The organism is Burkholderia sp. Ac-20365 (assembly GCF_017104715.1).
Taxonomy (GTDB): Bacteria; Pseudomonadota; Gammaproteobacteria; order Burkholderiales; family Burkholderiaceae; genus Paraburkholderia.
In genome coordinates, this window is sequence record NZ_JAAGPI010000001.1 from 739684 (window position 1) to 759361 (window position 19678).

A 19678-nucleotide genomic window follows, 5' to 3' on the forward strand; every position below is an offset into this window, starting at 1 on the left:
CATTAGAACGGCGGCGATGCGAAGTGCTTATAGTCGGAAGCCTCACGCAGCTTTCAAAACCGCACGCAACCTTCCAATGAAACAGACATTTACTTTCCTGCGGCGCGCGTTGCACGCCGCCGCGTTCGCCGTCGCGTCGATCACGATTGCGTCCTCCGCCCATGCCGACACCCGCGAAGTCGTAATCGGCTATCAGGACATGGTCGTGCCGTGGCGCTACGCGCAGGTCACGGGCGCCGTCGAGAAAGCCACTGGCTACAAGGTCACGTATCGCAAGCTCGGCAGCGGCGCGGACGTGATTCGCGCGCTCGCGTCCGGTTCGATCCAGCTTGGCGAAGCGGGCTCCAGCCCGATCGCGGCGGGACTGTCGCAGGGCGTGGATCTGTCGCTGTTCTGGATTCTCGACAACATCAACGACGCCGAAGCGCTCGTCGCGCGCGACGGCTCCGGCGTGACGAAGCTCACCGATCTGAAGGGCAAGACGATCGGCCTGCCGTATGTGTCGACGTCGCACTTCCATGCGCTGGTCGCGTTGCAGCAGGCGGGCGTGGATCCGTCGACGGTGAAGATTCTCAACCTGCGTCCGCCCGAGGTCGCGGCCGCCTGGCAGCGAGGCAACATCGACGCGACGTACATCTGGGATCCGGTGCTCGCGAAGGTCAAGCAGAACGGCAAGGTGCTGATCACGTCGGGGGAAGTCGCGAAGGAGTCGGGCAAGGCGACCTTTGACGGCTTCGTCGCCGCGCGCCAGTTCGAGCGCGACAACCCGGCGTTCATGGCAGGTCTCGTCAAGGTGCTGGCCGATACGGATGCGCAGTATCGCGATCACAAGGCAACGTGGACGCCGGCTTCGAAGGAAGTGCAGGCTGTCGCGCAGGAGTCGGGGGCGACGCCCGCCGATGTGCCCGCGAGCCTCGCGCTGTACGCGTTCCCCACGGCGGCGGAGCAGGCATCGCCGACGTGGCTCGGCGGCGGCAAGCAATCGGGCGCGGCGCAATCGCTGGCGGCGACCGCCGCGTTCCTCAAGACGCAGGGCACGATCCAGAACGTGTTGTCCGACTACTCGGGCGCGGTGAATCCGCGCTTCGCGCAACAGGCCGCGCGATGAGCGCACTGGAGATCCGCGGCGTCGGCGTGACTTATGACGGCGCGGATGCGCCCGCGCTCGCGGGCGTCGATCTGCGCATCGACAGCGGGGAATTCGTTGTCGCACTGGGCGCGTCGGGCTGCGGCAAGACCACCTTGCTCAATTGCATTGCGGGTTTCGTCGATCCGACGCAAGGCGAGGTGCGCCTGAACGACGTGCCGATCGACGGACCGGGCGCGGAGCGCGGTGTCGTGTTCCAGAAGCACGCGTTGATGCCGTGGCTCAACGTGATCGACAACGTCGCGTTGGGGCTGCGTTTTCGTGGTGTCGCGCGTGACGAACGGTACGAGATCGCGCGGCGCACGCTCGCGCTCGTCGGGCTGGAAAAGCATGCGAATGCGAAGGTGTACGCGCTGTCGGGCGGCATGCAACAGCGCGTGGGCATCGCCCGCGCATTGGCGAGCGATCCGCAGGTGCTGTTGATGGACGAGCCGATGGGCGCGCTCGATGCGCTCACGCGCGAAACCATTCAGGAACTCGTGCTCGACGTATGGTCGCGCACGAACAAGACGGTATTCTTCATCACGCACAGCGTCGAAGAGGCGCTCTTTCTGGCGACGCGTCTCGTGCTGATGACGCCGGGTCCCGGCCGCGTTGCGGAGGTGCACGAACTGCCGTTTGCGCGCGAATATCTGGCTTCGCGCGATGCGCGTGCGGTGAAGTCGTCGGCGGCGTTTATCGAATGGCGAGAGCGTTTGACGCGACGCCTGCATGAGACGTTGCGGGAGGCAGCCTGATGAATTCGATCGATTCTGCGCGTGAAGACGCAACGGGCCGCTTACGCGCGCTGCGTAGCGCTAACGACGAAGCCGCAGTGCGAAAACCGCGCCGCAAGACGAACCGAGGTATGCCCGGCGAAGGGCCAACGGCTGCGCTGAGCACGCTATGTGTCGTGAGCCTGCTGCTGCTGTGGTGGGCCGCGTCGCATTTCGGCTGGGTGCCGCCGCTTTTTCTGCCATCGCCGGATGCCGTCTGGCATGCCTTCACCGATGCATGGAACGGTCGTATTCAAGGCGGCCTGCCGTTGTCGGAACACCTGATGTGGAGCGCGATCCGCGTGTTCGGCGCGTTTGCGCTCGCCTGCGTGACGGCCGTGCCGATCGGTGTGCTGATGGGCGTGAGCCGTGTCGCGCGCGGTCTGCTCGATCCGCCTATCGAGTTCTATCGTCCGCTGCCGCCGCTTGCCTATTTGCCACTGGTGGTGATCTGGTTCGGTATCGACGAAACGGCGAAGCTCGTTGTCATCTGGCTCGCGTGCTTCGCGCCGATCGCGATGGCCGCGCGGGCAGGGGTTCGTAGTGCCACGGTCGAGCAGATCAACGCGGCATGGTCGCTGGGCGCGAACTTCCGGCAGGTCGTGTTGCATGTCGTGCTGCCCGCTGCGTTGCCGGAGATTCTGACGGGGCTGCGTATTGCGATCGGCTTCGGCTGGACGACGCTCGTCGCCGCCGAAATGGTCGCGGCGACGGCCGGGCTCGGTCAGATGGTGCTCAACGCATCGAGCTTTTTGCGCACCGATGTCGTCGTGATGGGCATCGTGCTGATCGGCGCGATTGCCTGGTTGTTCGATCTCGGCATGCGCGCGCTGGAGCACAGGCTCGTGCCGTGGAAGGGCAAGCAGTAGTGCGCTAACGGTTCACATTGCTCGCACGCTTGGCCAGCAGACACAGTATTTCGTACATCAGCGTTGCGGCGACGAGCGCGGTGTTGCCCGTCTGATCGTAAGGCGGCGACACTTCGACCACATCGCCGCCGACCCAGTTGAGCCCGTCGAGACCGCGCAGCAGCGCCTGCGTCTCGCGGGTCGTCAGTCCGCCCACTTCAGGCGTGCCCGTGCCCGGCGTGAACACCGGGTCGAGTCCGTCGACATCGAGCGACAGATAAACGGGCGCATCGCCGACAATGCGTCGCGCTTCGGCCGCGATTGCCGCCGGCCCAAGCTCATCGAACTCTTCGATGAACACGACACGCATGCCGTGATCAAGCGAGTAACGCCAGCCTTCGTCCGAATTCTGCGCGCCGCGAATGCCGATCTGAATGGTGCGCTTCGGGTCGAGCAGGCCCGCTTCGACCGCACGTCGAAACGGCGCGCCGTGCGTGAATTTCGAGCCTTTGAACGCATCCCAGGTATCGGTGTGCGCGTCGATATGCACCAGCGCGATCGGCTCGCGCGGCGCCAGCGCCTGAAAGATCGGATAGGTGATGGAGTGATCGCCGCCTGCCGTCAGCGCGAGCTTGCCCGCGCGGAATACCGGTTCGAAAAAGCGGCGGATGTCGTCGTGCGCGCGTTCGAGATGGTAGAGGTCGGTGAACGGCACATCGCCGATATCGGCGACGCGGCAGGCGTCGAATGGATTGAAGCGTGTCACGTGATGAATGCCGCGCATCATCGTCGACATGTTGCGGATTTCTCGCGGACCGAAACGCGCGCCCGGACGCGCGGTGACGCCGCCGTCGAACGGCACGCCTGCCAGCGCGATGTCGAACGTGTTCAGGTCCGTGCTGAACGGCACGCGCATGAAAGTCGGGATACCCGCGAAGCGCGGTTGCTGCATCTGGGTCAGGTCGGTGCCCGTCATGTTCGGCTCCCGTTTGGCGTGTTACGTGTATCAGAAGGTGGGCGGCGTGTTGATCCACAGCACCCGCGTGATGCAGTCGCCGGGGTTGCGGTAGCTGTGCGGCTCGGTGCTCGGGAAATAGAAGGAATCGCCCGCCTGAAGCCGGTAGCATTCACTGCCGAGCGTCAATTCGAGTTCGCCTTCGAGCACGTAGCCCAGTTCTTCACCCGCATGGCTGATCTGCTCGTCGCTGCGCGCGAGCGGTTCGAGCACATGGATATCGCCTTGCAGCAGTTGTCCCGGGCCCGGCACGACGAGCCGCTCCAGCATGATCGAACTGCCCGTATGGCCACGTCGGCCCGCAGGCTGCTGCGCAGACGGAAAGCGCACGGAAGGCCGTTCGCTCGCGCGCTGCACAGGCGTGACGTTCGCGACCGGCCCGGACACCAACGCGGCGATGTTCGTGTCCAGTGCGAGCGCGAGCCGGTGCAGGGTCGCGAGCGAGGGTGTCGCATGACCGCCCTCGACTTTCGACAGCAGGCTCTCCGAGCAGCCCGCCTGTTCCGCCAGCGCCTTGAGCGTGAGTTGCTGCACCATGCGCGCGTGCCGTAGCCGCGTGCCGAGGCCTTCGGCTGCTGGGCCTTGCGCAGGTTGCGAAGCAGCCGCGCGCGGCGCTGGCGCGGCGCGTCGCGGCGCCGCCGAGGTCGGTTTGCGGGAAGCGCCGTTGCCGGTCGTGGGGGTTTTTCTTGTGGCCACGTGTGCGTTCTGTCGATCAGCGTAAAAGTGCGGTTGGGCGAGTCTCAGGCGAGAACCGTGAACTCGACTTCGACCGGGTTGAGTGCGTTGATGGGAATGATATCCTGCGGGCACGCCGACATCACGACGACACAATCCATCACGGCCTTGATATCCACATGATCGCCCGCCTTCGACACGGGTGGCAGCCAGTCGATCGTATAGTCCGGCTTGACGGGAATGTTCATCCACAGATTGAACGGTTGCGGGACCTCACGCGTGCGCAGGCCGATCGCCTTGAGCGCCAGCCGCAGATTGTCCGCGCAGTTGTCGTGATAGTTCTCCACACCCAGATTCTTGTAGCGGTACAGGTCGCACGCGGCGATCAGCGTGTCGTGCACGCCCGGCGACGTGTCCGCGACCAGTTCGGCAATCGGCCGGCGATGATTCGTCACGAGCGGATCGCCCGGTTGCGGAATGATCTTGTCGATAAACGCGCGCGTGTGTTCGAACGAGAGGAACTCGTTCAGGTGCGTGGCATTGAAAATCCACGTATCGCAAACCTGCGTGCCGTGCGGGTTCGAAATGCGGATGGTTTGCCCGGCCTTGACCCGCACCGCACGGCCGCAGCGTGCGGGCACCGTGTAGGTCTTGCCGGGTTCGGGCGTGCCGTCGGCGGAAATCGGTTCGTGCAGCGTGGCGTTCTGGCCGAGTTCGTTGCCGTTGTCGTCAGTCGCGTGGGCATGCGTGTGAGTATGCGTGTGTGAGTGAGTCGTGCTCATAGTGGTTCCTTGTCAGTCGTTACAGAGCGTGGTGAGGGTGTGTGCGAGCGCGCGTGCGCCCAGCACGAGGTGATGGGCATCCGTGGCTTCGGCCGGGTTGTGGCTGATACCGTCGCGGCTCGGTACGAACAGCATCGCAGTCGGGCAGTGCTGCGCGAGATACATCGCGTCGTGAAAGGCGCCCGACGTGAGGCGCAGTGCCTGAGCGTCGAGCGCGTGGCAGGCTGCGTCGATATGCGCGAGCACCGTTGCATCGAATTGCACAGGTACGTGCGTGAAAAGCGGCACGATCTGCGCGCCGTGGCGCCTTGCGCAAGCCGCAACCAGTGCGTCGAACGCGTCTAGCACGTGCGCGTCGGGGTGACGGAAATCGACAGAGAAGGTCACGTCGGATGGAATCGTGTTGATCGAATTCGGCGTGACGCTCCAGCGTCCGAAGGTGACGCGTGTGTGATCGCCGCCCAGCGACGCGGCCATTTCTTCGATCGATGCACGCAGCGTGACGGCAAGCGTCATCGCGTCGCGGCGCATTGGCATCGGCGTGGTGCCCGCATGCGCGGCGACGCCTTTGCAATGGAACTCATACCAGCGCACGCCCTGAATACCGGTGACGACACCGAGCGGCACATCTGCGTTCTCCAGTTGCGGACCTTGCTCGATATGCAGTTCGACGAACGCATGCGCGGGCTTCAGGTCATCGAGTAACGGCAGTTCCGGAAAGGCTCGCCGATGGTTTTCCAGCGCGGCACGCAGCGTGATGCCTTCAGCGTCGGCAGCATCGCGATAGGCCGCCATCCGCGACGGCTCGACATACGCGCTCGAACCCATCGCGCCCGGCGCGAAGCGCGTGCCTTCTTCGTTGGTCCAGATCGCCACTTCGAGCGGACGACGCGTGCGGATACCGGCATCGTTGAGCGCGGCAATGCATTCGAAGCCGGCAAGCACGCCATAGCAGCCGTCGAGCTTTCCGCCTGACGGTTGCGTGTCGATGTGACTGCCCGTTATCACAGGCGGCGCATCGTCGATGCCGGGCCGGCGGATGAACAGGTTCGCGCAGGCGTCCGTGGAGACGGTGCAGCCCAGTGCATGCGCACGTTCGATCAGATAGCGGCGCGCATCCAGATCCGTTGCACTCAGCGCGGGGCGGTTCACGCCGCCGTCGGAACGCGCGCCGAATGTGGCGAGGGCTTCGATCGACGCGAGCAGACGTGCTTCGTCGATATGATTTGCCGCGCGGATTGCATCGTCTGTGTGGATCATGACGATGCTCCCGACGTTTGCTCCACGCTATTCGCCCTGTTTTCCGGCGCAGTAAAGCTCAGACTTCGATCGAACCACGGCTTGAGAAACTGCTGCAGGCGAGGCGTGCGCGAATTGCCGAACAGTTGCGCGGGCGCTCCCGACTCGACGATCTGACCGGCTTCCATGAACACGACCTTGTCGGAAATTTTCGCGGCGAAGCTCATCTCGTGCGTGACCATCACCATCGTCATGCCATCCTGTGCAAGCGAGCGAATCACGTTCAGCACTTCTTCGACCAGTTCTGGATCGAGCGCCGAAGTCGGTTCGTCGAGCAGCATCACTTCCGGCTCGATGGCGAGCGCGCGTGCAATGCCGACGCGCTGCTGTTGTCCGCCGCTCAGCCGTGCTGGATACACATCGGCCTTGTGCTGCAAACCCACGCGTGCGAGCGCGGCCTGTGCCTTTGCGCGTGCATCCGCACGGGACATTTTCTTGGCCAGCACGAGCGGCGCGGCGACGTTGTCGAGCACGCTCATATGTGGCCATAGGTTGAACTGCTGGAACACCATCGAAACCGGGCGCCGCACCTCGGCGATGCTCACCTCGCTGTCGCGATCGCGCGCCGTGCGGCCCGCGGAGCGATAGCCGAGCAGTTGTCCCTTGATCCAGACTTCGCCTTCATCATAGGCTTCGAGGAAGTTCATGCAGCGCAGCGCCGTCGTCTTGCCCGAACCGGATGGCCCGATCAGCGTGACGATTTCGCCGCGCATCACGTCGAGGTCGATGCCCTTGAGCACGCGGGTTGCGCCGTACGATTTGCCGACGGCGCGCAGCTTGAGTATGGGTTGAGCGCTCATGAGGCTTTATTTGCGTCGTTACGCAGAAAAGGGATCATCGACGTCGCGCGCTGCGCGAGCAGCGACACGGCCTGGGTGAGCAGCCAGTAGCTCACGATCAGCAGCGCATACGGGCCGATGTAGGTGTAGGTGGACGCGACGATGTCGCTTGCCGTCATCGTCAGTTCCGGCACTGTGATGATCGATGCCACGGCGCTTTCCTTGATGACGAGAATGGTCTGGTTCGCGAGCAGCGGCACTGCGAACGCGAGCGCCTGCGGCAGTTCGATCGCGCGAAACGCGGACCAGCGGCTCACGCCGAACGCCTGCGCGGCTTCGAGCTGGCCGCGCGGCACGCTGGCCCACGCCGCGCGAAAAATCTCCGCGAAATAGGCGCTGGCGTAAATTGCGAGCGAGACGACGGTCGCCTGAACGGCTGTCATCGTGATACCGAAGACGGGCAGGCCGAAGTAGACGATCATCAGTTGCGACAGATACGGCATGCCGCGAATCAGCCAGACAAATAAGCCATAGGGCGCGGCAATCATGCTTGTGTAACGCAGACGCAATGCGTTGAGCGCGAAACCGCCGGCGATGCCGAGCAGCGCTGCGATCACGCTGACTTCGAGCGTGACGAGCATCGCGTCAGCAAAACGAGGCACAAGAGCGAGCAGGTTATCCATGCGATGGGTTCCCGGTCATGCACGCGACGCCACGCGGCGCTCGTAGCAATGCGCGGCGAAAGACAAGAGCGTCGTGATCGCCAGATAGAAGATTGCGGCGCACGTGTACACCTCGAGCGGACGATATGTCGACGACGACAGTTGCTGGCCGACGCGCATCAGATCCGTCACGGAGATCACCGACACCACCGCCGACGCCTTGACGATATCGATCATCTCCGACACCAGCGCGGGCAGCGTCGCGCGCACCACCTGCGGCACTTCGATATGCCACAGCACCTGGCGTCGCGTGAGATTGAACGTGACGGCCGCTTCGATCTGCCCGCGAGCAATCGCGCGAAAGCCCGCGCCGAGAATCTGCGACTGATACGCGGCCGTGTTCATCGACAGCCCGATTGCTGCCGCGACGATGCCCGGCACGGCAAGCCCCAACGCTGACGGCACGTAATACATCACGAGCAGTTGCGCGAGCACGGGCGTGCCGCGAAACACGCTGACGTAGACACGCGCACCGCCTGAGAGCAGGCGGCTGTCGCTGGCCGACATCGTGTAGATGAAGATGCCGGCAAAGAAACCGCACAGCACAGCGGCCGCGGACAGCCACAGCGTTGTCAGTGCGCCATCCAGCAGTTGCGGCAGATAGCTGGCGCAGCGTGCGAGCAGATCGGGAGCGTTCATGAATCGGTACGCGGCGCGTCAGATCGAGGGCGCGGGAACGGTGTCGACGGGAACGTCCATCGTCGAGCCGAACCATTTCTCTTGCAGCTTCTTCATCGTGCCGTCGCGGTTCGCGCGTGCAATGCCGTCGCTAAACAGTTTGACGAGCGCGGCGCTGTCGCTGTCCTTGCGCGCGACCCACGCGAAATAGCTCTTCGGGCCGATCGTCTGCGGCAGCAGCGTGAACACGCCCGGACGCGATTTCATCAACGGTCCGAGGTTCGCGACCGATTGCGCGACGGCATCGAGACGACCGACGGCGAGGTCGGCATAGGCTTCGTCGAACGCGACGTACTGCTTGATCTGCTTGATGCCGGGGCCGCCTGCATCCTTGAGTTTCTTGTCGAGCGCCTGAAGGGCCTGCAATTGCGCCGAGCCCGTCTGCGAACCGACGATCTTGCCGTTCAGATCCTCAGGCGACTTGATGGAACTGTTGCCGTTGCGCAGCAGAACGCCCGTAGTTGCATCGGCGACCGGCACCGTGAACGCGAAGTGGCTGACACGGTCCTTGTTGACAGTCACGGCCGTCACGACGATGTCGAAGCGTTTCGCGTCGAGTCCGGGCAGCAGCCCTTGAAACGGCAGGTCCAGTTGCTTGACCTTCACATCGGGCAACGACTTCAGCACATAGGCCATCAGGTCCGCGTCGTAGCCGACGATCTTGCCGTTATCGACGTATTCGAACGGCGCGTAGCGGGCCTCCGTCGCGATGGTGATTTCCTTGTTCGACTTGATGCGCGCCAGCAGATCGTCCGACTGCGCGCGGCTGGGCGTGGCGCTAACGAATGCGAGCGCACCGAGCAACGAGAAGACCAGACTGCGGAGAGGCTTGTTCATGACGCTTCCTTGTGAAAGGCCCGTGGCCGATTATGAAAGTTAAAAGAATTTGATTCAAGTTACTTGAATGGAGTTCAATAAGCATGAGGCGTGCCATGCAGTGCGGCCTAGCCGGGCGTGGAGAGAGGCTTGCGCGATGCACCGATGCGGGGAGCTTTCTGGCAATCGGGTTCGTGTGCGGCGCACGATGCACCGCGCTGGGGAAGCGTCGAAGCAGCCGATGTCGTAATTGGTCGAATCGGCGTCGCGCTGGCATCACAGAAACAAACAGGGGCCGCCGTTAGTGCTGTAGACGGCCTGCATTCGTGCACTCGTGCATTCGCAAGGCCGGTCCCGATTCCGTTCTGACTACCGGAGAAACGCTGCGCGCGCCGTATTTGCGGCGCGCACGCTGCATTGCGCTCATGTTCAGAAACACCACGATTCGCGGCGGGCTCGCCGCCACCATCTCGGGTTGCACGCTGCTGCTGATGCTGGTCATCGCGGCGGCTGTGTTTGCGCTCTTCAAGAGCAACGCCGCGCTCGACGCGATGTATCGCGACGACACTGCGTCCGTCGTGCATCTGAAGACGAGTTCAGAACGGCTGCTCGTGTTCCGCACCGGGCTTGCCGATGTCGAGCAATTGATCAGCGCGGGCAAGCCCGCAGCGGCTGAGATCAAGCAACTGCATGTGCTGCTTGGCGAGAGCAATCGCGAACTGGATGCCTACCGTTCACTGCACGCGCCTGACGCGCAGGAAAAGACACTGCTCGATGCGATGACAGGCAAACGCGACCGTCTGCTCAACGAGGCCTTTTCAAAAGCCCTCAAACAACTCGATGAAGAGAATCTCGTCGATTTCCTCACGACACAACGCGAGATGCCCGTCGCGCTGTTCGACGAATATCAGAAGGCGCTCATCGCGCTGGAAGATTTTCAGGTGCAGCGCCAGCGCACGCGTTTCGATCATGCGAACGAGCGTTTTCACATGACGTTGTGGGGTTTCGGCGTGGCGGGTCTGATTGCGCTGATCGTCGGCGCGCTCGCGCATCGCGGACTGACGCGGGCGATCGTTACGCCCGTGAATGCCGCCGTCGAATACTTCGCGAAAATCGCAGCGGGCGATCTGACGGCCATCGTCAAGTCGGATCGCCGCAATGAAATGGCTTATCTGCTCAACGCACTGAACGATATGCAGCAAGGCCTCGTCGCGGTGGTGCGCAAGGTGAGGGCAGGCACCGACGCGATCATGTCCGATGCGCGCACGATCGCCAGCGGCAATCGCGATCTCTCGATGCGTGCCGGCGATCAGGCATCATCGCTTCAGCAGGCCGCCGCGAGCATGGAAGAACTGACGGCTACCGTGCGCCAGAACGCCGACAATGCGCACGACGCGAGCGCGCTCGCCACGCAGGCATCTGACATCGCGACACGCGGCGGCGAAGTGGTGCGTCAGGTCGTCGATACGATGGATGCGATCTCGGATAGCTCGGCGCGCATCGTCGGGATTGTCGGCGTGATCGAGAGCATTGCGTTTCAGACGAATATTCTTGCGTTGAACGCCGCCGTCGAAGCCGCGCGCGCGGGCGATCAGGGACGCGGCTTCGCGGTTGTCGCGAGCGAGGTGCGGCATCTGGCGCAACGCAGCGCTACCGCCGCGAAGGAAATCAAGGAACTGATCGGCGACTCGACGCTGAATGTGCGCGCGGGCAGCGAGCTGGTGTTGCGCGCAGGCTCGACGATGGATGAAATCCTGAAGGCCGTGCAGAGCGTCAACGCGATCATGGCCGATATCAGCCTTGCTTCGCGCGAGCAGACGGCGGGGATCGAACTGGTCAACGCGACCGTCATGCAGATGGAAGCAATGACCCAGAGCAATGCATCGCTGGTCGAATCGGCGTCGACGACCGCGGCTTCGCTGGAAGCGCAGAGCGAGAACCTTTACGGCGCGGTTGCGATATTCCGCGTGAGCGAGGAGGCGCGGGCGGCGTAATTGCGCGGTTCTATAGATACTATCTGCATGCAATTCGGTCCGAGGTGCGCTCAACTGTTCGCTAAATCCGTCTAATCACGCGGTTTGCTTGTTTTTGTCAGTGCCGACGGCTTATCCTGTTATGTTTCGAAGCACAAAGGGGATAGCGTGGACCGCATTCAGGCAATGGAAGTGTTCACTCGTGTGGTCGATGCGAACAGCTTCACGCGCGCCGCCGAGCAGCTCGGCATGCCGCGCGCGACGGTGACGACCACCATCCAGAATCTCGAAGCCGTGCTGGGCGTGCGGCTGATGAACCGCACCACGCGGCGTCTGTCGTTGACGCCGGAAGGCGCGGCGTATTACGAGCACAGCATTCGCATCATTACGGACATCGCGGAAACGGACGCGAGTTTTCAGGCGGGTAATCGCAAGCCGAGCGGAGCGTTGCGCGTGCATATGCCGAGTTCGCTCGGGCGTTATCTGGTGATTCCGGCGTTGCGCGGTTTTCACGAGCGCTATCCGGACATCTCGCTCGATCTGGGTTTGTCGGACCGGCCGGTCGATCCTGTCGAGGAAGGCATCGACTGCATGGTGCGGGCGGGTCCGCTCGAAGATTCGTCGATGGTGGCGCGGCGTGTCGGCACGCTCAAGCGCGTGACGTGTGCATCGCCCGATTATCTGCAACGCTACGGCTCGCCGCAGAGCATCGACGATCTGGCCATGCATCAGGCGGTGAATTTTCGCATCGCGCACAACACGCGGCCGATGCCGTGGATCGTGATCGTCGACGGCAAACCGACAGAAGTGCCGATGAAGGGCGTCGTCACCGTCAACGACTCGGAAGCGTACGTGAAGTGCGGACTGGAAGGCTTCGGCCTGATCCAGCCGATGCTCTTCATGGTCGCGCAGAAGCTGCGCGATGGCTCGCTGGTCGAAGTGCTGCCGGAGTTCAAGCCAAAGCCCAAGCCGGTTTCGATCGTGTATCCGAACAACCGGCATCTGTCCGCGAAAGTGCGCGTGTTTGCGGACTGGATTGCCGAACTGTTCGAATCGACGCCTGCGTTGGCCGATGGCGACACGCGCCGTGTCGTCATGCCGAAGCGCGAGGCACAAACCGATCACGGCCCGATCGCAGCGTAGGGTGTTTCGCCGCCGTCAGAGCATGTCTTCGAGGCGGCAATTGATCAGCAATTCCGCCATGCTCGCGGTGTTCGGCAACTCGAGCGTGTTGACCACGATGGCTGCAATGTCGCCCGGCTGCGTCATCGCATCGGGCGGCAGATCGGCGAGACCGGCGGCCATGTCGGTATTGACGAAGCCGGGGCAGACGGCCGTCGCGCGCACGCCGTCGTCCCAGCCCGCGCGCCGCACCGCGTGCGTCAACGCGAGCACCGCGTACTTCGACATCTGATAGCCGACATTCAGGTTCTTCACGCGTTTGCCCGACAGCGATGCGAGTTGCACGAAGCGTCCGTTGCCTGCGCGCTTCAGATGCGGCAACGCGGCTTGCGCGAGCCGGAAGGGCGCCTTCACGTTGATATCGAGCGTTTCGTCGAGCAGTTCGCTCGTGCCGTTGTCGAACGTGATCATCTTGCAGATGCCTGCGTTGCTGACCAGCACGTCGAGACGGCCGAAATGGTCGATCGTTGCGTCTACCCAGTCGCGTGCCGACTGCTCCTCACGTGCTTCATAGCGGAAGACGAACGCGCCGAGGTCGTTATCGAACGATGACGGATCACGCATGCCGAGCGACAGCCTGTAACCACGCCGATGCAATTCCAGCGCGATCTCGCGGCCGATGCCGCGATTCGCGCCTGACACCATCGCTACCTTGTCCATTTGCCGTTTCCGATGACGTTATGACGCTCAGAAGCCCGCATCGATCGTGATCTTCGAGCCGTCGCTGAAGCGCGACAGACGAAACGCGTGCGGATCGACAAGCGGCGCATCGTTGTTGACGATATCGGCCATCAGCTTGCCTGCTGCCGGGCCGATGCCGAAGCCATGCCCCGAAAACCCCGTGCCGATGAACAGCCCCGGCACGCGCGCCGCGCCCGAGATGACGGGAATGGCATCGGGCGTCACGTCGATATAGCCGGCCCAGCGTTGCGCGATCTTCGCGTTGGCGAGTTGCGGAAACGCCTTCACGAACTCGCGCAGGCCGTTATCGACGTAGGGCACGACGGGATCGGGGTCGAGTGTGCGGATGGATTCGAACACGGTCGGTTGATCGAGCGACCATCGGCGCGGCCGCTTTAGTTCGTCCAGAAACCGCTTGCCGACACGGATCTGCAACGCGCCCATCTGGCTCTTCAGCGCTTCGATGTACTTGAAAAACAGGCGGAACGCATCGGGCGTGAGATCCGCGTGCGTACGCAATCCATAGGCGACGGTATAGCCGCCGTCGGCGCGCTTGCGAAATGCAAACTCTTCGTTGTTCGCGCTGCACGTCGGGCCGCCGTCCAGCGGCTCGGTGCGCAGTACGGATGCGCGCGTCAGCAGTTGCGGCAGTTCGATGCCGAGATTGCCGCAGAAGTAACGCGTCCACGCGCCGCCCGCGACCACAGCCGCGTTGCAGCGGATCGTGCCGTGCTCGGTGACGACGGCGCTCACGCGTCCGCCACTCGTTTCGATGCCGCGCACCGCGCAGGGCGTGAGGATTTTCACGCCGCGCTTGCGCAGCGCATTGGCGATGGCGGGCGCGGCCTTTTGCGGTTCGGCACGCGCGTCGCCCGGAGTGAAGATCCCGCCTTTGAAACGTTGCGTCGAACCGGGCAGCAGTTGCGCGATTTCCTTCGTGTCGATTTCGCGGGTATCGAAAGCATCGCCGGCAATTTGCCTGGCGCGTGCGAGCCAGTCGCGGTGCCTCGCCAGCGTCGCGTCATCGTTCGATACATACAGGATGCCGCACTGGTTGAAGCCCGTCTCGATGCCGAGCGTGCGGTCCAGCGTGCGCCACAGCTTCAGGCTTTCGATGCTCAGCAGCAGTTCGCGCGGGTCGCGCCGCGTGACGCGCACCCAGCCCCAGTTGCGGCTCGACTGTTCACCGGCGATGTGTCCTTTTTCGCACAACGCAACCTGCAAACCTTTTTCGCTCAGATACAACGCAGTGGACACGCCGATGATCCCGCCGCCGATCACGACCACATCGACGCGCTCGGGCAACTGGATATCGTCGGCAACAGTATCGACTTTTGGTCCCATGTTCGTTTGTTGTCGGGTTGGATGGGTTCAATGATGGCGTTCTGCAATACCCGCCGTGGCAGCCTGCGATTGCAGCGCTTCTTCACGGCGTGCAGCGCGCAGGCTGCGCACGGTCTTCTTGCCGCGGCGCTGACCGGGATTGGAAAAGCGGTTTGTCCAGCGGTCGATGTGATTGATCGCGTGCGTGAGCGGCACGGTGATCAGCAGATACACGACGCCCGCCGCGACAAGCGGCGAAAGATTCGCGGTATTCACCGCCGAGTTCTGCCCGATCGTGAAGAGATCGCGTTGCGACGTGAGCAGACCGAGAAAATAAACAAGGCTCGAATCCTTGACGATCGAAATGAACTGGTTGGCGAGCGCGGGCAAAATGCGCCGCACGCCCTGCGGCACGATCACATGGCGCATGCCGCTCCAGTACGTCATGCCGAGCGCCTGGCATGCATACATCTGGCCGCGCCCGACGCTCTGGATGCCCGAGCGGAAAATCTCCGCGATATACGCCGATGAAATCAGCGCGAGCGCGACGATCGCGAGCGGATACGGATTCGGCCCGAAGATCGACAGCCCGATAGGCGCCAGCCCCTGACCGACCACGAGAATCACCAGCGCCGCTGGCAAGCCGCGAAACACGTCGATGAACATCTGCGCCGGCCACGTCAGCCAGCGCGTGTTCGACACGGCCATCAGCGCGAGCACCATGCCCGCGAAGATGCCGAGCACCGTCGAGAACAGCGACAGGATCAGCGTGTTGACGAGGCCTGTGCCGAGCAGCGACGGCAATGATTCGACCAGAAGCGGCCAGTCGAGGAAGTTCTGTAAAAAGGCGTCCATGTGCGCTCTCCAGGGGACGTGGTCGAACAGGTGCTACCCGGTGCGATCTGAAACCATGCAGACCCGTTGCCTTACTTCATCGCATACGGCGGCAGGCTGGTCGGTTGCGGATAGCCCGGATGGAACTGCAGATAGAGCTTCATCCACGTGCCATCGGCCACCAGTTCGCCGATCGTCTTGTTGAGCGCGGCCTCGAGCTTCGCATTGCCCTTGTGAACCGGGAAGCCCGCAGGCAGATTGACGGCGGAAATGTCGAGCTTGTCGGCGATGTTCGCCTGCGGGTACTTGCCTTGCAAACCTTCCACGAGCGTCTTGTCGACGAAATAGCCGTCGATGTACTTGTTGCGCAGCGCGAGGAAACCGGCGTTCAGGTTCGGAAAGCGCACGATCTGCGCGTCGGGCAGATAGCTGGCCGAATACGTGTCTTCGATGGTGCCTTGCACGACACCGATACGCTTGCCCTTCACGGAGCCGACGTCGGCGGAAATCGTGCTGCCCGGCAGCGTGGCGACGCTCAGCAGGCCCGTGAGATAACCGTCGGAGAAGTCGACCATCTTGAGCCGGTCTTTCGTGATCGAAATGGAGCCGGCGGCGAGGTCGATCTGCTGGTTCGCGACGCTCGGCAAGAGGCCGGCGAAGTCCTGCGCGCGGAAGTCGGCGGACAGGCCGAGCTTCGCGGCAATCGCCTTGATCAATTCGACGTCGAAGCCCGTCATCTTGCCGTTGTCGATATACGAGTAGGGCTTGTTATTCGCGTCGACGCCCGCGACGATCTTGCCGGGTGTGAGCGTGCCGACATCTTCTGCATGGGCGGCCGATACGGCCGTGACGCACAACGAAGCGGCGAGTGCGAGATTGCGTGCAAACTGAAGAAAACGCATCATGAAGCTCCTTCGAAAGGAACGGCAGTGAACGGAATCGGTACAGCGGTGCGAACGCGATAAACGCGGAGTCGCACCGCTCAATGCAGAATGCGTGACAGAAACTCACGTGCACGCTCGGAGCGCGGGCGTGCGAAGAACTGTTCTTTCGTATCGTCCTCGACGATCGCGCCGCGATCCATGAACAGGATGCGATCGGCGACACGCTTCGCGAAGCCCATTTCGTGCGTCACGCACAGCATCGTCATGCCTTCGTGTGCGAGCGAACTCATCACGTCGAGCACTTCATTGACCATTTCGGGGTCGAGCGCGGACGTCGGTTCGTCGAACAGCATCGCAACCGGGTCCATCGACAGCGCACGCGCAATCGCGACACGCTGCTGCTGGCCACCCGAGAGTTGCGTCGGGTACTTGTCCTCGTGATCGCGCAGGCCGACGCGGCGCAACAGCATGCGCGCTTTTTCGGCTGCTTCGTCGCGGCTGCGGCCGAGCACGTTCATCTGCGCGAGCATCAGGTTGCGCCGCACGCTCAGGTGCGGAAACAGTTCAAAATGCTGGAACACCATGCCGACCTTCGCACGCAATTGCGCGAGGTTCGCCGTCTCCGCCGTCACATCCACGCCATCGACGACGATGCGGCCATCCTGCACAGGTTCGAGCCCATTGACGGACTTGATGAGCGTCGACTTGCCCGAACCCGACGGCCCGCAGATCACGACGACCTCGCCGCGTTCGATCGACGCCGAGCAGCCGTCCAGCACGCGGTGCTCGCCAAACCATTTCGACACGTTGTGCAACTGGATCATCGGGGCTCCTCGTATCGGGTCATGCAAGGGTGATCAGGACAGCGCGGCACGCACACGGCCGCGCCACATATCGTCGAGTTGATACAGCGCTGAACCTAACGGCACGGCCAGCTGGCTCGCGATGCCTGCGCCGCTCAACGGGAATTCGCCTTCGCCGAATGCGCCTGCGTCACGATCGATGCCGAGCATATGACGCGCCACGCGATGGCCCAGATAGCTCATCAGCGCGACGCCGTTGCCGTTGCAGCCGAGCGCGTAGTGAATGCCTTCGTGTTCGCCGATATGCGCGAGCTTGTCGCGCGTCATCGCGACGAAACCCTTCCATGCATGCGTGATGCGCACGTCGCGCAGCGCTGGCCACAATTGCAGCATCTTCCCGTACAGCAGGCGTGCTGCGTCGCGCTCGCTGAGTTCGCGAATCGCCGGGCGCGAGCCGAAAATCATCCGCGTGCCATCGGGCGACGGGCGCGTGTAAAACAGGTTGCGCTTTGAGTCGCTGATCATTCGGCGGCCGGGGTTGAGCACATGCATCAGGCCTTCGGGCAGCGGCTCCGTCGCGATCTGATAGCTCGCGACAGGCAGCACGCGGCGCGCAAAGAACGGCAGTTGCGGGCCTGTGTAGCCGTTGGTGGCGACCAGCACATGCTTTGCATCGAGCGAGCCGCGCGCCGTGTGCACGCGAAAACGCGCGCCACCCGCGATGCGTTCGATACGTTCCGCCTGCGCGTGCGAGTGCAGCGTGGCGCCGCGCCGCCTGGCCAGTTCCCGAAGTGCGCGGTGATACTTCGCCGTATGCAGACCGCCGTATTCGTCGACGAGAATGCCGCCGTAGTAGTAATCCGAGCCGATCATCGCCCGCTGCGCGTCACGCTCGATCACGTGCACGGTGACGCCTGTCTTGTCGCGCAGCAACTGTCCCTGGCGACGCAACTGCTCGAAATGCGACGGCGTGTAGGCGCCGAAGAAGCGGCCGGTGATCTGCAAGTCCGCGTCCAGCGATTCATCGGCGACGATGCGCTTCAGATATTCGAAGCTCGCCATCGATTCGTGCATCAGCCGCACGAGCCGCTCGGCGGAAACGCCTTGAATGGCATTCGTCAGCGCGAGCTTTTGTCCGCTCGATATCATGCCGCCGCTGCGCGTGCTGCCGCCGCCGCCAATCTCGCCCGCATCTAGCACGGCGACGCGCGCGCCATGGCTCGATGCTTCCGCCGCAGCCGACAGCCCGCAGTAACCGCTGCCGACGATTACCAGATCGACCTCGCCGGGCAGTTGCGCCCGCGCGGTTTCGGGCGGCGCAGCGTCCCACCAGTAAGGGTCGCAGCGGAAATCTTCATGGAAAAGCAGGGAATCGGGACGCATGAGCATGAGCGGTTTTGCCTGTTGAGACCAGTCTAGGTTCGGGCGGCTTATCCGGTCAAATAGCGACAAAAACGGCTTCTATTCATTTCTGATATGGCAAGCTAAGGTCTCTATTCAGGGTCAGCGTGCGGGAGAAGCGATGAATCAGAGGCAGATCGAGGCGTTTCGGCTGGTGATGCTGCGCGGTTCGATGACGGCGGCGGCCGAAGAACTGGGCACGTCGCAGCCGAGCATCAGCCGGCTGATTGCCGAACTGGAAGAGGCAACCGGACTCGCGCTCTTCACGCGCAACGGCGGACGCATCCGCGCGACGGATGCGGGCAGTGCGTTCTATCGTGAAGTGGAGCGCAGCTTTGTCGGGCTGGAAAAGCTGGAGATTTCGGCGCGTGAGATTCGCCAGTTGGGCAGTGGGCGTTTGCGCATCGTTGCGGCGCCCGTGCTGGCGCTGTCGTTTCTGCCGGCGGTGATCGAGCGGTTCCTGACGGCGCATCCACGTGTGATTGTGTCGCTGGAAATGCGCAGCGAAGGGACGATACAGCGCTGGGTGTCAGCTGCGTATTGCGACGTCGGCTTTGCGACCACGACGCCGGATGCGTTTGGCGTGACGAGCGCCGAGTTGTATCGGCTGCCTGCGTTGTGTGCGTTACCGGCGAAGCATCCGTTGACGGCGAAGGACCGTATCGAAGCAAGCGACCTGCGCGGCGAGCGGCTGATTCTGCCTTCCTATGCCGACGATACGCGCAGTCCTCTCGATCGCGCGCTGCGGCCTGCGGGCGCCGGGCAGTTGCCCGCTATCGAGACGCCCTACGGCGCGACGATCTGCGCGCTGGTGTCGCGCGGACTGGGTGTCGGTATCGTCAATCCGCTTGCTGCGATCGACGCGAACCCGAAGCGCATCGCCTTTCGACCGTTCACGCCGCAGATCATGTTTCGCGGCTTTACGCTGTGTCCGCAGTTGCAGCAGCCCAATCCTGTGGTGCAGACCTTTCTGGAGATCGTTCGCACGATGATGGCGGAGGAGATCGCGGCGTCGGGCGCTCAGGAAAAAGCGGGCGTTCGCAAGGCTGCGCAACGCGTGAAATAGCACGTTGCGCGGCGC

At 63.1% G+C, this 19678-nt stretch carries 20 protein-coding genes; 6 read left to right on the top strand and 14 right to left on the bottom strand.

Annotated features, from left to right (window positions below):
• Positions 1–76: 76 nt before the first annotated feature.
• From tauA to G3O01_RS03190, 3 genes are read left to right on the top strand one after another with little or no spacing between them, the layout of a single operon-like run.
• A complete protein-coding gene (gene tauA / locus G3O01_RS03180; protein WP_205802973.1) occupies positions 77–1108 on the top strand; it encodes a taurine ABC transporter substrate-binding protein in 1032 nt (343 codons plus the stop codon).
• Positions 1105–1884 carry an ATP-binding cassette domain-containing protein gene (locus G3O01_RS03185; RefSeq protein WP_205802974.1) on the top strand — a complete coding sequence of 260 codons (780 nt, stop codon included), beginning with the start codon at positions 1105–1107 and terminating at the stop codon, positions 1882–1884. Before tauA ends, G3O01_RS03185 begins: the two co-directional genes overlap by 4 nt.
• Positions 1884–2771: an ABC transporter permease subunit gene (locus G3O01_RS03190; RefSeq protein WP_205802975.1), complete on the top strand. Its 888-nt coding sequence runs from the start codon at positions 1884–1886 to the stop codon at positions 2769–2771. Before G3O01_RS03185 ends, G3O01_RS03190 begins: the two co-directional genes overlap by 1 nt.
• Positions 2772–2775: 4 nt before the next feature.
• Here G3O01_RS03190 and speB read toward each other — a convergent pair whose 3' ends face one another.
• From speB to G3O01_RS03230, 8 genes are read right to left on the bottom strand one after another with little or no spacing between them, the layout of a single operon-like run.
• On the bottom strand, positions 2776–3726 hold the full coding sequence (gene speB / locus G3O01_RS03195; RefSeq protein WP_205802976.1) for an agmatinase: 951 nt from the start codon (positions 3724–3726) through the stop codon (positions 2776–2778).
• 30 nt (positions 3727–3756) lie between these two features.
• On the bottom strand, positions 3757–4461 hold the full coding sequence (locus G3O01_RS03200) for a cupin domain-containing protein (protein ID WP_205802977.1): 705 nt from the start codon (positions 4459–4461) through the stop codon (positions 3757–3759).
• A 44-nt stretch (positions 4462–4505) separates the two neighbouring features.
• Positions 4506–5222, bottom strand: a complete 717-nt coding sequence (locus G3O01_RS03205; protein ID WP_205802978.1) for an urea carboxylase-associated family protein — start codon at positions 5220–5222, stop codon at positions 4506–4508.
• Positions 5223–5234: 12 nt separating this feature from the next.
• Positions 5235–6482, bottom strand: coding sequence for a M20 family metallo-hydrolase (locus tag G3O01_RS03210; protein WP_205802979.1), 1248 nt, complete (start codon positions 6480–6482; stop codon positions 5235–5237).
• Positions 6479–7321 (bottom strand): amino acid ABC transporter ATP-binding protein, encoded by an 843-nt coding sequence (locus G3O01_RS03215; protein ID WP_205802980.1) that lies wholly within the window; start codon positions 7319–7321, stop codon positions 6479–6481. The genes G3O01_RS03210 and G3O01_RS03215 overlap by 4 nt, the downstream gene beginning before the upstream one ends.
• On the bottom strand, positions 7318–7983 hold the full coding sequence (locus G3O01_RS03220; RefSeq protein ID WP_205802981.1) for an amino acid ABC transporter permease: 666 nt from the start codon (positions 7981–7983) through the stop codon (positions 7318–7320). The genes G3O01_RS03215 and G3O01_RS03220 overlap by 4 nt, the downstream gene beginning before the upstream one ends.
• Before the next feature lie 15 nt (positions 7984–7998).
• Positions 7999–8661 (bottom strand): amino acid ABC transporter permease, encoded by a 663-nt coding sequence (locus tag G3O01_RS03225; RefSeq protein WP_205802982.1) that lies wholly within the window; start codon positions 8659–8661, stop codon positions 7999–8001.
• 18 nt (positions 8662–8679) lie between these two features.
• On the bottom strand, positions 8680–9537 hold the full coding sequence (locus G3O01_RS03230; protein WP_205802983.1) for a transporter substrate-binding domain-containing protein: 858 nt from the start codon (positions 9535–9537) through the stop codon (positions 8680–8682).
• Positions 9538–9941: 404 nt separating this feature from the next.
• Between G3O01_RS03230 and G3O01_RS03235 the strand changes: the two genes are divergently transcribed.
• Positions 9942–11510: a methyl-accepting chemotaxis protein gene (locus tag G3O01_RS03235; RefSeq protein ID WP_205802984.1), complete on the top strand. Its 1569-nt coding sequence runs from the start codon at positions 9942–9944 to the stop codon at positions 11508–11510.
• A 147-nt stretch (positions 11511–11657) separates the two neighbouring features.
• Complete coding sequence (locus G3O01_RS03240) at positions 11658–12632, top strand: LysR family transcriptional regulator (protein ID WP_205802985.1); 975 nt, start codon at positions 11658–11660, stop codon at positions 12630–12632.
• A gap of 15 nt (positions 12633–12647) precedes the next feature.
• Here G3O01_RS03240 and G3O01_RS03245 read toward each other — a convergent pair whose 3' ends face one another.
• The 6 genes from G3O01_RS03245 to G3O01_RS03270 form a co-directional block, all read right to left on the bottom strand.
• Positions 12648–13331 (bottom strand): SDR family NAD(P)-dependent oxidoreductase, encoded by a 684-nt coding sequence (locus tag G3O01_RS03245; protein WP_205802986.1) that lies wholly within the window; start codon positions 13329–13331, stop codon positions 12648–12650.
• 27 nt (positions 13332–13358) lie between these two features.
• Positions 13359–14696: an FAD-binding oxidoreductase gene (locus G3O01_RS03250; protein ID WP_205802987.1), complete on the bottom strand. Its 1338-nt coding sequence runs from the start codon at positions 14694–14696 to the stop codon at positions 13359–13361.
• Positions 14697–14723: 27 nt separating this feature from the next.
• A complete protein-coding gene (locus tag G3O01_RS03255) occupies positions 14724–15530 on the bottom strand; it encodes an amino acid ABC transporter permease (protein ID WP_205802988.1) in 807 nt (268 codons plus the stop codon).
• A 71-nt stretch (positions 15531–15601) separates the two neighbouring features.
• Positions 15602–16411: a transporter substrate-binding domain-containing protein gene (locus tag G3O01_RS03260; protein ID WP_205803117.1), complete on the bottom strand. Its 810-nt coding sequence runs from the start codon at positions 16409–16411 to the stop codon at positions 15602–15604.
• An 80-nt stretch (positions 16412–16491) separates the two neighbouring features.
• The gene (locus G3O01_RS03265; RefSeq protein WP_205802989.1) at positions 16492–17217 is read right to left on the bottom strand and encodes an amino acid ABC transporter ATP-binding protein; all 726 of its coding nucleotides are present in this window, start codon (positions 17215–17217) and stop codon (positions 16492–16494) included.
• A gap of 33 nt (positions 17218–17250) precedes the next feature.
• On the bottom strand, positions 17251–18579 hold the full coding sequence (locus tag G3O01_RS03270) for an FAD-binding oxidoreductase (protein WP_205803118.1): 1329 nt from the start codon (positions 18577–18579) through the stop codon (positions 17251–17253).
• Positions 18580–18718: 139 nt separating this feature from the next.
• On the opposite strand from G3O01_RS03270, the gene G3O01_RS03275 reads away from it, so the two are divergent.
• Positions 18719–19663, top strand: a complete 945-nt coding sequence (locus G3O01_RS03275) for a LysR substrate-binding domain-containing protein (RefSeq protein ID WP_205802990.1) — start codon at positions 18719–18721, stop codon at positions 19661–19663.
• The last annotated feature ends 15 nt before the right edge of the window (positions 19664–19678 follow it).

What these genes read in the sequence shown, in the direction of transcription:
- tauA (WP_205802973.1), top strand. Translation starts at nt 77, where the DNA reads ATGAAACAGACATTTACTTTCCTGCGGCGCGCGTTGCACGCCGCCGCG.
- G3O01_RS03215 (WP_205802980.1), bottom strand. Translation starts at nt 7,321, where the DNA reads ATGAGCGCTCAACCCATACTCAAGCTGCGCGCCGTCGGCAAATCGTAC.
- G3O01_RS03255 (WP_205802988.1), bottom strand. Translation starts at nt 15,530, where the DNA reads ATGGACGCCTTTTTACAGAACTTCCTCGACTGGCCGCTTCTGGTCGAA.
- G3O01_RS03185 (WP_205802974.1), top strand. Translation starts at nt 1,105, where the DNA reads ATGAGCGCACTGGAGATCCGCGGCGTCGGCGTGACTTATGACGGCGCG.
- G3O01_RS03235 (WP_205802984.1), top strand. Translation starts at nt 9,942, where the DNA reads ATGTTCAGAAACACCACGATTCGCGGCGGGCTCGCCGCCACCATCTCG.
- G3O01_RS03275 (WP_205802990.1), top strand. Translation starts at nt 18,719, where the DNA reads ATGAATCAGAGGCAGATCGAGGCGTTTCGGCTGGTGATGCTGCGCGGT.
- G3O01_RS03225 (WP_205802982.1), bottom strand. Translation starts at nt 8,661, where the DNA reads ATGAACGCTCCCGATCTGCTCGCACGCTGCGCCAGCTATCTGCCGCAA.
- G3O01_RS03270 (WP_205803118.1), bottom strand. Translation starts at nt 18,579, where the DNA reads ATGCGTCCCGATTCCCTGCTTTTCCATGAAGATTTCCGCTGCGACCCT.
- G3O01_RS03205 (WP_205802978.1), bottom strand. Translation starts at nt 5,222, where the DNA reads ATGAGCACGACTCACTCACACACGCATACTCACACGCATGCCCACGCG.
- G3O01_RS03260 (WP_205803117.1), bottom strand. Translation starts at nt 16,411, where the DNA reads ATGCGTTTTCTTCAGTTTGCACGCAATCTCGCACTCGCCGCTTCGTTG.
- speB (WP_205802976.1), bottom strand. Translation starts at nt 3,726, where the DNA reads ATGACGGGCACCGACCTGACCCAGATGCAGCAACCGCGCTTCGCGGGT.
- G3O01_RS03230 (WP_205802983.1), bottom strand. Translation starts at nt 9,537, where the DNA reads ATGAACAAGCCTCTCCGCAGTCTGGTCTTCTCGTTGCTCGGTGCGCTC.
- G3O01_RS03220 (WP_205802981.1), bottom strand. Translation starts at nt 7,983, where the DNA reads ATGGATAACCTGCTCGCTCTTGTGCCTCGTTTTGCTGACGCGATGCTC.
- G3O01_RS03190 (WP_205802975.1), top strand. Translation starts at nt 1,884, where the DNA reads ATGAATTCGATCGATTCTGCGCGTGAAGACGCAACGGGCCGCTTACGC.
- G3O01_RS03245 (WP_205802986.1), bottom strand. Translation starts at nt 13,331, where the DNA reads ATGGACAAGGTAGCGATGGTGTCAGGCGCGAATCGCGGCATCGGCCGC.
- G3O01_RS03265 (WP_205802989.1), bottom strand. Translation starts at nt 17,217, where the DNA reads ATGATCCAGTTGCACAACGTGTCGAAATGGTTTGGCGAGCACCGCGTG.
- G3O01_RS03210 (WP_205802979.1), bottom strand. Translation starts at nt 6,482, where the DNA reads ATGATCCACACAGACGATGCAATCCGCGCGGCAAATCATATCGACGAA.
- G3O01_RS03250 (WP_205802987.1), bottom strand. Translation starts at nt 14,696, where the DNA reads ATGGGACCAAAAGTCGATACTGTTGCCGACGATATCCAGTTGCCCGAG.